Annotated in this window: 11 protein-coding genes, 1 tRNA gene and 2 pseudogenes; 8 read left to right on the top strand and 6 right to left on the bottom strand. The window is 66.5% G+C overall.

The annotated features are described in order from the left end of the window. From KBY78_RS12430 to aroC, 3 genes and pseudogenes are all read left to right on the top strand, one after another. A pseudogene (locus KBY78_RS12430) lies at positions 1-143 on the top strand (photosystem II q(b) protein); the annotation flags it as partial. 194 nt (positions 144-337) lie between these two features. Continuing rightward, positions 338-1,192: a bile acid:sodium symporter gene (locus KBY78_RS12425; protein ID WP_255143845.1), complete on the top strand. Its 855-nt coding sequence runs from the start codon at positions 338-340 to the stop codon at positions 1,190-1,192. A 7-nt stretch (positions 1,193-1,199) separates the two neighbouring features. Beyond that, the gene (aroC, locus tag KBY78_RS12420; RefSeq protein ID WP_255143844.1) at positions 1,200-2,288 is read left to right on the top strand and encodes a chorismate synthase; all 1,089 of its coding nucleotides are present in this window, start codon (positions 1,200-1,202) and stop codon (positions 2,286-2,288) included. Here the strand turns inward: aroC and KBY78_RS12415 are convergent. The 4 genes from KBY78_RS12415 to psbO form a co-directional block, all read right to left on the bottom strand. After that, positions 2,270-2,950, bottom strand: coding sequence for a bifunctional 4-hydroxy-2-oxoglutarate aldolase/2-dehydro-3-deoxy-phosphogluconate aldolase (locus tag KBY78_RS12415; protein ID WP_255143843.1), 681 nt, complete (start codon positions 2,948-2,950; stop codon positions 2,270-2,272). The two genes, aroC and KBY78_RS12415, sit on opposite strands and share 19 nt — an antisense overlap. Further along, positions 2,925-4,769 carry an ATP-dependent zinc metalloprotease FtsH3 gene (ftsH3, locus tag KBY78_RS12410; RefSeq protein WP_006172329.1) on the bottom strand — a complete coding sequence of 615 codons (1,845 nt, stop codon included), beginning with the start codon at positions 4,767-4,769 and terminating at the stop codon, positions 2,925-2,927. Before ftsH3 ends, KBY78_RS12415 begins: the two co-directional genes overlap by 26 nt. 54 nt (positions 4,770-4,823) lie before the next feature. Further along, a complete protein-coding gene (gene sat, locus KBY78_RS12405; RefSeq protein ID WP_255143842.1) occupies positions 4,824-5,996 on the bottom strand; it encodes a sulfate adenylyltransferase in 1,173 nt (390 codons plus the stop codon). A 169-nt stretch (positions 5,997-6,165) separates the two neighbouring features. Next, on the bottom strand, positions 6,166-6,984 hold the full coding sequence (gene psbO / locus KBY78_RS12400) for a photosystem II manganese-stabilizing polypeptide (protein ID WP_006172331.1): 819 nt from the start codon (positions 6,982-6,984) through the stop codon (positions 6,166-6,168). A 135-nt stretch (positions 6,985-7,119) separates the two neighbouring features. Between psbO and KBY78_RS12395 the strand changes: the two genes are divergently transcribed. Next, on the top strand, positions 7,120-7,461 hold the full coding sequence (locus KBY78_RS12395) for a hypothetical protein (protein WP_255143841.1): 342 nt from the start codon (positions 7,120-7,122) through the stop codon (positions 7,459-7,461). Here KBY78_RS12395 and coaBC read toward each other — a convergent pair. Both coaBC and KBY78_RS12385 read right to left on the bottom strand, forming a co-directional pair. Next, positions 7,397-8,695 (bottom strand): bifunctional phosphopantothenoylcysteine decarboxylase/phosphopantothenate--cysteine ligase CoaBC, encoded by a 1,299-nt coding sequence (coaBC, locus tag KBY78_RS12390; protein WP_255143840.1) that lies wholly within the window; start codon positions 8,693-8,695, stop codon positions 7,397-7,399. The genes KBY78_RS12395 and coaBC overlap by 65 nt on opposite strands. Then, on the bottom strand, positions 8,685-8,897 hold the full coding sequence (locus tag KBY78_RS12385; RefSeq protein WP_006172334.1) for a DUF2555 domain-containing protein: 213 nt from the start codon (positions 8,895-8,897) through the stop codon (positions 8,685-8,687). The genes coaBC and KBY78_RS12385 overlap by 11 nt, the downstream gene beginning before the upstream one ends. Positions 8,898-9,026: 129 nt before the next feature. Between KBY78_RS12385 and KBY78_RS12380 the strand changes: the two genes are divergently transcribed. From KBY78_RS12380 to KBY78_RS12365, 4 genes and pseudogenes are all read left to right on the top strand, one after another. Continuing rightward, a tRNA-Ala gene (locus KBY78_RS12380) sits at positions 9,027-9,099 on the top strand. 198 nt (positions 9,100-9,297) lie between these two features. After that, positions 9,298-9,459 (top strand): PCP reductase family protein, encoded by a 162-nt coding sequence (locus tag KBY78_RS12375; RefSeq protein ID WP_255143846.1) that lies wholly within the window; start codon positions 9,298-9,300, stop codon positions 9,457-9,459. Between the two features lie 131 nt (positions 9,460-9,590). Next, positions 9,591-9,791: a hypothetical protein gene (locus tag KBY78_RS12370; RefSeq protein ID WP_006172336.1), complete on the top strand. Its 201-nt coding sequence runs from the start codon at positions 9,591-9,593 to the stop codon at positions 9,789-9,791. A gap of 55 nt (positions 9,792-9,846) precedes the next feature. Then, positions 9,847-10,082: pseudogene (locus tag KBY78_RS12365) on the top strand (DUF565 domain-containing protein); the annotation flags it as partial.

Raw genomic sequence — 10,082 nt, 5'->3', positions numbered from 1 at the left:
TGATCAACACCTGGGCTGATGTGCTGAACCGCGCTGGTCTGGGCATGGAAGTGATGCACGAGCGCAATGCGCACAACTTCCCGCTGGACCTGGCTTCTGCTGAAGCCACTCCTGTGGCGCTGACCGCCCCCGCGATCGGCTGATGCATCCGGTGGGTCCCATGGGCTCACCACCTGCATCAAGGGCAACAAAAATGCCCCTGCTTCGGCAGGGGCATTTTTGTTGACGGTCTCTCGATCGTCAGCCAGCAAAGTCACATCCCAGGCAAGGCGGCGGGCCGCTGCCAGCCTGCTGATCAAGATCCACCGACCCTGCTCCCCACTCGCACTCGGCCCCCATGTTCGTCGCGCTGACCCTGTTCACGATCATGTTTGCCCTGGGGCTGGGCCTGCGCAGCGACGCCATCGCCGGGCTGCGCCAGAAGCCCTTCCTGATCGCTCGGGTTCTAGTGGGCTCCTGCCTGCTGGTGCCCTTGCTGGCCCTGCTGCTGCTGCTGCCCCTGAGCGCATCGCTTTCGGGTCCGGCCCGGCTGGCGATCGCCCTGATGGCGCTCTGCCCCAGCGCCCCGATGATCCTGCGCAAGGCGGGCAAGAAGGGCGGGGACACCGAGCTGGCAGCCCTGCTTCAGGTGGGGGCTGCGCTGGTGGCCATCGTCTCGATTCCGTTCATGGCGGATGTGTTCCGGGCTGCCTTCGGAGTCCAGAACTGGGACATCGGTCCGAAGGAAGTGGCGCTGCAGGTGGGCCGAACCCAGGTGCTGCCCCTGCTGCTGGGGTTGCTGGTGCGCCGCTGGCTGCCAGGCCTGACCAAGACCGTGGAGGTTCCCTTGAACAAACTGGCCAATGGGCGGCTGCTGGTGCTGATCGGTGGCGTGGTGGTCACCACCGGTCCGCTGCTGATTCCCTTCGTGGGCGCCAACTGGCTGGCGCTCGGCTTCATGGGCGTGCTGGTGCTGCTCTGCCTGGGCGTGGGCTATCTCCTGACTCCCACCAGTGCCAGCCATGAACGACTCACAGTCTCGCTGGTGACCTCCATGCGCAATCCCGGCCTGGCGCTGCTGTTCGCCAGCACCTATGCACGTGACCTGCCTGGGGTGAAAATCGCCGTGGTGGCCTATCTGGTGGTCACCGTGCTGCTCTCGATCCCCGTGCTGAAGCTCATCGGCAGGTCCCCTACGCTCGCGTCAGCGTGACGCAGCCATGGGCAGCAGCTTCGGCGACCAGTTTCGGATACAGACCTTCGGTGAGTCCCCCGGCGGTGGTGTGGGGGTGATCGTCGACGGCTGCCCGCCGCGGCTGGCCCTTGATCTGGAGGCCATCCAGGCCGAGCTCGACCGCCGCAAACCGGGACAGAGCAGGATCACCACCCCCCGCAAGGAAGACGATCGCGTCGAGATCCTCAGCGGCCTGCTCGATGGGGTCACCCTGGGCACACCGATCGCCATGGTGGTGCGCAACAAGGACCAGCGTCCCGGCGATTACAGCGAGATGGCGGTGGCGTTCCGGCCCTCCCACGCCGATGCCACCTACCAGGCGAAGTACGGCATCCAGGCCCGCAGCGGCGGCGGCCGGGCCTCGGCGCGGGAAACGATCGGCCGGGTGGCGGCCGGTGCCATCGCCAAACAACTGCTCGCCCGCGCCCATGGCACCGAGGTGATCGCCTGGGTGAAGCGGATCCACACGATCGAGGCCACGATCGATCCAGCCGGTGTCAGCCTCGACGACGTGGAGGCCAACATCGTGCGCTGCCCCGATGCCGCCTGCGCGGAGCGGATGATCGAGCGCATCGAGGCCATCGGCCGCGAGGGTGATTCCTGCGGCGGCGTGATCGAATGTGTGGTGCGCCGGGCGCCGGTGGGGCTGGGCATGCCGGTCTTCGACAAGCTTGAGGCCGACCTGGCCAAGGCGGTGATGTCGCTGCCGGCCACCAAAGGCTTCGAGATCGGCTCCGGCTTCGCCGGCACCCTGCAGCGGGGCAGCGAACACAACGACGCCTTCCTCGCCACCGGCGACGGCAGCCTGCGCACCGCCACCAACAACTCCGGTGGCATCCAGGGGGGCATCAGCAACGGCGAAACCATCGTGCTGCGGGTGGCTTTCAAGCCCACCGCCACGATCCGCAAAGCCCAGCAGACCGTGACCTCCAGCGGCGAGGCCACGGTGCTGGAGGCCAAGGGCCGCCATGACCCCTGCGTGCTGCCCCGGGCCGTGCCGATGGTGGAAGCGATGGTCGCCCTGGTGCTGGCCGACCACCTGCTGCGTCAGCAGGCTCAGTGCAGCCTCTGGTGAGATGAAGCTGAGGTGTAAGCCGCCACCCACCCAGCCAGGCGTGGATCCAGCCGGGGGCAATCTCCCGCCTCGCTGATGGGCTCGAACAACGTGGAGCCCAGGGCCAGGGCATCCGCACCCCCCTGGAGCCAGCCACTGAGGTCAGCCACCTCCAGCCCCCCCGCAGCGATGCAGAAGGGCAAGGGAGCCAGGGCACCTGCGAGCAAGCCCCAGTACCCAGGACCCAGGGCCTTGGCCGGAAAGAGCTTGACCGCCGCGCAGCCCAGCTCCACCGCCTGCTGCACCTCCGTGGGGGAGAAGACCCCGGGCACCAGGGTGATGCCCAGCTGGTAGGCGCAGCTGAGCAAGAAGGGATCCAGAACGGGCGAGAACGCGAAGCTGAAGCCGGCCTGATGGGCAGCTTCCAGAGCCTGGATGGTGCGAACCGAAGCGGCACCGAAGCGGATCGCGGGGAAACGCTGTGCCAGCTCAAGGCAGTCGTGGCTCCAGCGGTCCCATGGGCTCCAGGCAATCTCCACATGGCGAATCCCGGCCGCGCTTAACAGCGCGATCCGGGAGACGGCCTCCAGGGGATGGACCGGGCGCAGCACCGCCAGCAGCGGCAGCGCCCGGAGTTCATCCAGCAGCGTCTGGGACTCAGACGTACTCAGCGACCCGCACATCGCTGCGGATCAGGAGCTCCTGGAGCTCCTCGGCGTCGACGGTTTCCTTCTCCACCAGCATCTCGGCCAGTTCATCGAGAACCGAGCGGTTTTCGATCAGCACACGCTTGGCACGGCGGTAGGCCTCAGCCACCAGCAGACCCACTTCCTCGTCGATGGTGGCGGCTGTGTCTTCGGAGAAATCGCGCTCAGCGGCGATGTCGCGGCCGAGGAACATCCCTCCCTGGGCACGGCCGAGAGCCACGGGGCCCAGCTTGTCGCTCATGCCGAAGCGGGTGACCATCTGGCGTGCAACACGGGCCACCTGCTGGAGGTCGTTGGAGGCTCCGGTGGTGACTTCATCTTCGCCGTAGACGATCTCCTCAGCGACGCGGCCACCGAGGGCCACGGCCATCTGGTTCTGCAGATAGGCGCGGGAATAGAGGCCCGACTCCATCCGCTCCTCACTGGGGGTGAAGAAGGTGAGGCCACCAGCCTGGCCGCGGGGAATGATGCTGATCTTCTGCACCGGGTCGTAGTCAGGCATCAGGGCACCCACCAGGGCATGGCCCGATTCGTGATACGCCACGAGCCGCTTGCGCTTCTCGCTCATCACGCGGTCCTTCTTCTCAGGACCGGCCATGACGCGCTCGATGGCGTCATTGACCTCGTCCATCGAAATTTCGGTGAGCTGACGGCGGGCCGCCAGGATCGCCGCTTCATTGAGCAGGTTGGCCAGATCGGCGCCGGTGAAGCCGGGGGTACGGCGCGCCACCTTGTCGAGATCGACATCTTTGGCAAGGGTCTTGCCGCGGGCATGGACCCCGAGGATCTGCAGACGGCCGGCGTAGTCCGGACGGTCAACCACCACCTGGCGATCGAAGCGGCCCGGCCGCAGCAGGGCGGAATCCAGCACATCCGGACGGTTGGTGGCCGCCACGATGATGATACCGGTGTTGCCCTCGAAGCCGTCCATCTCGGTGAGCAACTGGTTGAGGGTCTGCTCGCGCTCGTCGTTACCGCCTCCAAGGCCTGCACCCCGCTGCCGGCCGACAGCATCGATCTCGTCGATGAAGACGATGCAGGGAGCACTCTTCTTGGCCTGCTCGAACAGATCACGCACGCGGCTGGCGCCCACGCCCACGAACATCTCCACGAACTCCGAGCCGGAGATGGAGAAGAAGGGCACACCGGCTTCTCCGGCCACCGCCTTGGCCAGAAGGGTCTTGCCGGTGCCGGGAGGGCCCACCAGCAGCACGCCTTTGGGAATCTTGGCGCCTACGGCCGTGAAACGATCGGGATTCTTGAGGAAGTCGACCACTTCGGTGAGCTCGAGCTTGGCGCCCTCGATGCCGGCCACATCACCGAAGGTGACCTGGGTCTGGGGTTCCATCTGAAGGCGGGCCTTGCTCTTGCCGAAGCTCATGGCGGGGTTGCCGCCTCCCCCCTGGGCGCGTCGCAGCAGGAAGAACAGGCCTCCCAGGAGCAACAGCGGGAAGAGCAGACTGCCCACGGCCTGCTGCCAGGCGGCCGGCTCACGGTTGGGCTGAACCGCGATGTCGACGTTGTGCTCGGTGAGCAGCTTGAGCAGGTCCTTGTCGGGGGCGAGGTTGACCACGGCCCGGTTGCCGTCGTTCTCAACGACCTGGGCGGTACCGCGGTCGGGGGAGATCAGCACCCGCGACACCTGATTCTCCTGAACCGCCTCGACGAAATCGCTGTAGCGGAGGCTTCTGGGGGCATTGGCCTGATCAGGGCGTCCCAGGAAAGCGGAGCCCACCGCAATCACCACGATCGCCAGGAGCACATAGAGCCCCGCGTTGCGCCAGCGTTTTTTCAACCTGCGTGCTCCTGAGAGGGGAAGTAACAGAATGTTAACCGTCGCTGGGGACCGTCAGGCGGACCGCAGCACCTCCACCACGCTACGGAAGGCGAACCACTCCGGGATCTCCTCACCGCTGCGCAGCATCTGCCGGAACTGGGTTCCGCTCAATTTCTTTACATGCAGGCCCCTTGCCTGGGCGTGCTCCGCCGTCACGTAGCCCTCTTCTTCGGTGTACACCAGATTCAGCGACGGCACCGTCTCCATGCCCAGCTCCGGTGCGTTCTCGCGAGCGAAGTCCTGCGCGTCGTAGGGGCCGTAGAAATCCTCACCGCTCAGGGAGCTCTTGCAGCCCGCCATGTCGCGGCCAATGATGAAGTGGGTGCAGCCGTAGTTCTTGCGGATGATCATGTGCTGCAGCGCCTCCCTCGGCCCCGCCATGTGCATGGCATAGGGGAGGTAGGCCCAGCGGATGCGCGGGTTGGCCACCTCCGCCGCCAGTCGCTCGTAGGTCTGGAAGCGCACTTCCCCGGCAATGTCGTCCTCCTGGGTGGGTCCGCAGGTGGGATGCACCAGCACCACACCCCCCTCGCTCACGTTCGTGGCGTGCAGCGCACGGGTGAACAGCTCGTAGTGGGCCCGGTGGATCGGGTTGCGGCACTGGAAGGCCACCACGTCTTCCCCATGGGGCAACTCGGCGCGCACCTGGGCCGGGGTGCGGCAGGGAAACACCCGCTGGGGCAGCTCCAGGCCCTGCAACGCTCCACCGAGGTAGTAGCGGCCCCGTTCGGTGGCGATCATGCGCACCGCCGGATGCTCCAGGGATGTGGTGCCGTAGCAACCTTTGGCCTCCTTCACCTTGTCGGGCTCCCAGACGCTCTCCACCGTGAGCACAGCCAGCTCCTGACCCTGGTAAGTGAGCAGCAGACGCTCGCCCACCTTGATCGTGGCCTCAGCGTTGTCGAAGATGATCGGCAGGCCGAACAGCAGCCCAGAGGTGGTGCGGTTCCCCTGCACCACCGCCTCGTAGTCCTCCTGGTGCATGAAGCCCAGCAGCGGCGAGAAGCCCCCCACCATCAGCAGCTCCACATCGCAGGCGTTGCGGTGGCTGCACTCGAGCACCCGATCCACACCCGCCTTCACCGCCTCACGCTGCTCCGCCGGCACGATCAGATTCACCAGCGTGCCCCCGTGGGGCGGAATCAAACCGGTGCTGGGGCGTCCAGAGGGAGCGGCGGTGGTCATGGGGGGGAGCCAGCTTCAGGTGGAGCGATTGTTCCAGACCGGGCGTCAAGGACGTGTGACCGGGGTGGCTCCACGGCGGCAGCGCGGATGGGATTGCCACAAAAAAAGGGCCCCCGAGGGGATCCTTCTTGGCCAAGCTTCAGCACCATCCAGAAGCGGCTGGCTGGGCTCAGACCTGCTCGAGGCGGCCGTAGAGCTCGCCGGTGACCTTGACATCGACGGCGACCTTGCCGCCCATGTCGGTGTCGGAAGGCTGGACCGCCGAGAACACCCCGGAGAACTCACCAGTGACGCTGTCGACCTTGGTGATCGAGAGGTTCATGGTGCCGGTGCCCTCGATGTACTGCTTGACGTTTTCCTTGGTGAGGTCCTCGTCGTCACCGGCAGGCACCAGACCGACGGCACTGCTGTAGCCGGTGGTGAGGCCACGGCCCTTGGGATCAAGGAAATTGGCGGTGCGGTAGCTGGGCGTCCGGTAGGCGCCTTCGAAATCCGTGCTCGGGCTGATGGCGGTGCCTTCGGCTGTGGCGATCAGCTGCTTGCTGGAGAAGGTGAAGGGCACTTCCTCACCACCCGGCATGAGAACGGTGATCGGCTGGAAATCGATCCCACCAAGCTCCTTGAAGGTGAGCTGGGCGCCGTCGATCGTCAGATCGCCATAGACCTGATCAAGGCTGGAGGTGTAACGGGTGAGAATCTTGCCCGCCACGAACTGAGCCTCCTGGCGCTTGTTGGCCGGCTCACCCTTCACGAACACTTCGCTGGGGTGGAGACAGATTTCACGGAGCTGATAGCTGCCGGAGGGATCCAGGGGGATGGAGCCGCGGGCCGAGTCCGGAAGGGTTGGGCAGTCGTTGGCCTTGCCGGTGTTGACGATGTCGTCGTAGGTGACATTGGCCCGTTCAACGGCTTTGGCACCGCCACCGCACGCTGTGACCAGCGTTAGGCAGAGCGCCAGCACAAGGGCCAGCAGGGGTCGAAAACGCATTGGGAGAAGCCGCACAAGCAGGGTGAAACCTTGGTGATGGGTGCGCCAGCGGCGATCCTACAGATGAAAAACCCGAGTCCCGATAGCATGTTGCGGCTCTCAACAACCCGTAGGGCGGGACGCGACACGCCAGACATGACCAAAGGTTTCAACGCTCCGGCCGAGGCTCAGGATCCCCTGCAGGCAGCGGGCGAGCTGGTGCAGGGTCTCCACCAGCTCGCCGATGGGCTCGAAGGGCAGCCCGAGGCGCTGCTGAACCTGTTGCGGGAGCTGGAAACCCTGCATCGCTCGATTCAGGACGGGGCCTTCCGTCGCAGCCTGCCGGGGGACCGCCAGCGGCTGTTCGCTCTGCTCAGGGACATGGAGCGCAGCGGCGGTTGGCCCTACATCCCACGCCTGCAGCTGCGCACCTTCATGGATCTGCTGCAGCGTGACGACCAGCCAGGCCTTCACGAGGAGCCTCCGCTGGCGGCGTGAGCGGATCCAGCAGGGCTCCGAGGGCGCTGATGAGCTGATGGGCCACGGCGAACTTGCCCGCTGGCTCGATGCGCAGCTCCCGCTCCCCCGGACCGAGCAACCAGCCTTCATTGCTGCACACCCTGAAGCCGGCCTGTGGTTGGTCGATCGGGTTGGCGAAGAGCAGATCGCAGCCCTTGCGCAGCCGCTTGGCCCGGGCCTGGGGAAGCACATCCCCCGAATGGGCCGCGAACCCCAGAATCCGCTGGCCTGCTTGGCAGCGGGCCACCAGCTGAGCCAGCAGGTCCGGCACCTCGCACCAGCCCCCACTCAAGCTGGCAAGCAGATCCTGCTTGCTGAGCTTCTGGAGTTCAGGAGCGGCACGGCCGTGATCGGCCACGGCAGCCGCCATGGCCACCGCATCGGCCGCCGGTTGCAACTGCTCCAGGGCCTCGCCCATCGCCGCACCGCTCTCGGCGGGATACGCACGCAGGCCTTCCAGCAGCAACGGATCGAGGTTGAGGGGGCCGTGCACCAGGTCGACCTCAGCCCCCCGCAACCGGGCGGCCTGGGCCAGCAGCACCCCCATCCGGCCCGTGCTGGGGTTGGTGAGGCAGCGGGCGGGATCCAGCCATTCGCGGGTGGGCCCTGCGCTCACCAGCAGCCGCCTGCCCTGCCAGTCGCGCCGCCAGCCATGCAGACGCAGGGTCTCCAGCCCCAGCAGCAGCTGCTGGGGCTCGGCCATCCGGCCGGCACCCTGGCGGTCGCAGGCAAGCAGCCCGGCGGCGGGCCCCAGGGTCAGCACCCTCTCGAAGCCCTGCAGCTCCTGCCAGTTGCGCCGCACCCCGGGGGAGCGCCACATCGCCGTGTTCATGGCGGCGGCCGCCAGCACCGGGGCCTCTGTCGCCAGCAGGGTGCTGGAGAGCAGGGTGTCGCCGGAGCCCTGCACCCAGCGGGCCAGGCTGGTGGCACTCAGGGGGGCCACCAGCACCAGTTCGGCCCATTCGGCCAGCTCCACGTGCAGGGGCCGGGGCGCCCGGTGGCTCCACTGATCCTCCTCGAGATGGCAGGGGGAACGGCTGAGGCTGGCCAGGGCCACCGGGCTCACCAGCCGGGCGGCACTGGGGGTGAGCACGCAGCGGACCTGGGCACCGCGCTGGACCAAGGCACTCACCAGCGCCGGCAGTTTCACGCAGGCGATGCTGCCGCTGATGGCCACCAGGATCCGGCAGCCGGCCAGGGGCTCACTCCTCATCGAAGGGTTCCTGATCCACCAGATGCACGTACGGGCGCGCCAGCTCAGGGCGGTGGATCGCCAGGGCCCGGATCAGGTGCCAGTCCTGCAGGGCTTCAAAGGGGTTGGGGTAGTCGTCGTCATCCAGGCGCTGGGCCAGCTCGGCGATGGCCGCCTCATCGAAGGCAGCCAGCCGCTCAGGCGTGATCGGGGTTGCGGACACGGGGCCAGTGGAGCGAAGCACCTCTCAATTCCAGCGCATCAGCCCCACCCCTGGGCCAGGGCGGCCAGGCAGGAGCGGGGCGAGGGCGAATCGGCAGTGATAAATTCCCCTTCAGGGATACCCCTCAAAGGGGAATTAGCTCAGCTGGTAGAGCGCTGCGATCGCACCGCAGAGGTCAGGGGTTCGAGTCCCCTATTCTCCATCAGTTCTCTGCCGCTACCCGATCAAGTCATCCCCGACAGGATTTACTGAAGCGAGTGTCAATCCCAGATCTGCCATTCCATTCAACACCGCGTTGAGATTGGCCGCGCACGATCTCAACGCGACTTCCTCAGCCGAGGGCCAGAAATCAGGCGTCTGGACCGTAACCTCCCCTCAGGACATGCCCGTGACGCGAAGGATGGAGTGGACCCCCGAGGCGGAAGCCAGGCTCAAGGAAGTGCCCTTCTTTGTGCGCCCCGCCGTGCGGCGCCGGATCGAAAGCCTGGCGCTTGAGGCCTCCCTGACCAGCATCGACCTCGACTTCTACTGCGCCGCCAAGGCTCGCTTCGGCGAAACATGAAGGTCTGCTGAGCGCTTGAGCGAGCAGGTCCTGATCGACTCCGGCCCAGCCAGGGAGGGCACTTTCGCCTGGATGAAGCCCCTTTGGCCGGCCGTAAGGTAAAAGAGAGGGCAACACAGGATGCCCCCTCCATGTCGCAGTCCAAACGCGAGCAGGTGGTGAGCCACCTGCGCTACATCCGCCAGGAACTCCGGGAGATGCACCAGGGGGTCATGGAAGACGGCCTGCTGCCGGAAGCCGGTGAGGTGCGCGGGGTGATGGCCCAGATGGAGGCGCTGCTGGAGCTGCTGGAAGGGAAGGGGTCGCGCAAGAACAAAGACAGCGAAAGCTGAGCTCTGGTCCAGGACTGGCGGGGCGGCCTGAAAGGGTGTAGACCTGCGGCGGCAGGTGGCCGAGCCGGGTGATGGGGATCTCCAGCCAATTCACCTGCCCGTTCTTCCCCCGCTTGACTCCTCGGTGATCCGCCTGCAGCAGACCCGGTTGCATCGTCAGGTGGCTCTGGTGGGGGAGCGCCTGCGCCACTGGGCGGAGAATCCCTGGCGACGGCTCTCGCTGGTGCGGATCACCGGATTTGGGGCCTTCTTCTTCGGAGGAGCGGTGGGGATGCTCACCGGAGCCCTCTC

The organism is Synechococcus sp. EJ6-Ellesmere (assembly GCF_024345875.1).
Taxonomy (GTDB): Bacteria; Cyanobacteriota; Cyanobacteriia; order PCC-6307; family Cyanobiaceae; genus Regnicoccus_A; species Regnicoccus_A antarcticus.
The sequence above is the reverse complement of the archived record's forward strand: the minus strand, read 5'-3'. Positions and strand labels throughout refer to the sequence as shown.

Excerpts from the sequence above, each read along its gene's own strand:
- KBY78_RS12425 (WP_255143845.1), top strand. The coding sequence starts at position 338 with ATGTTCGTCGCGCTGACCCTGTTCACGATCATGTTTGCCCTGGGGCTG.
- aroC (WP_255143844.1), top strand. The coding sequence starts at position 1,200 with ATGGGCAGCAGCTTCGGCGACCAGTTTCGGATACAGACCTTCGGTGAG.
- KBY78_RS12415 (WP_255143843.1), bottom strand. The coding sequence starts at position 2,950 with ATGTGCGGGTCGCTGAGTACGTCTGAGTCCCAGACGCTGCTGGATGAA.
- sat (WP_255143842.1), bottom strand. The coding sequence starts at position 5,996 with ATGACCACCGCCGCTCCCTCTGGACGCCCCAGCACCGGTTTGATTCCG.
- psbO (WP_006172331.1), bottom strand. The coding sequence starts at position 6,984 with ATGCGTTTTCGACCCCTGCTGGCCCTTGTGCTGGCGCTCTGCCTAACG.
- KBY78_RS12395 (WP_255143841.1), top strand. The coding sequence starts at position 7,120 with ATGACCAAAGGTTTCAACGCTCCGGCCGAGGCTCAGGATCCCCTGCAG.
- coaBC (WP_255143840.1), bottom strand. The coding sequence starts at position 8,695 with ATGAGGAGTGAGCCCCTGGCCGGCTGCCGGATCCTGGTGGCCATCAGC.
- KBY78_RS12375 (WP_255143846.1), top strand. The coding sequence starts at position 9,298 with ATGGAGTGGACCCCCGAGGCGGAAGCCAGGCTCAAGGAAGTGCCCTTC.
- KBY78_RS12370 (WP_006172336.1), top strand. The coding sequence starts at position 9,591 with ATGTCGCAGTCCAAACGCGAGCAGGTGGTGAGCCACCTGCGCTACATC.